This window comes from Halalkalibacter lacteus, from assembly GCF_036663595.1.
Lineage (GTDB): Bacteria > Bacillota > Bacilli > Bacillales > Bacillaceae_D > Halalkalibacter > Halalkalibacter lacteus.
In genome coordinates this window covers 1-266 of record NZ_JAWRVL010000251.1, presented here as the reverse complement: position 1 = coordinate 266, position 266 = coordinate 1, and the positions used below count along the sequence as shown (strand labels likewise).

Below are 266 nucleotides of genomic sequence, written 5' to 3'. Positions count from 1 at the left end.
CTGACACTGCGCGAGCTGGAGCGCTGGCTCACATTGGCGGTCGGCACCTATCACGGCTCCGTGCACAACGGCCTGCTCCAACCGCCGGCCGCGCGCTGGGCCGAAGCTATCACGCGGACCGGCGTGCCAACCGTCATCACTCGCGCTACGGCTTTTCTGGTCGATTTTCTGCCCATCATCCGCCGCACGCTGACCCGCACCGGCTTCGTCATCGACCACATCCACTACTACGCCGATGCGCTCAAGCCGTGGATAGCTCGGCGGGA

Annotated in this window: 1 protein-coding gene; it reads left to right on the top strand. The window is 65.8% G+C overall.

All coding sequences use genetic code 11. The features are described 5' to 3' along the window. Window positions 1-266 (top strand): hypothetical protein (locus SAZ04_RS22255; protein WP_431309053.1); only part of this gene is annotated, 266 nt, incomplete at both ends.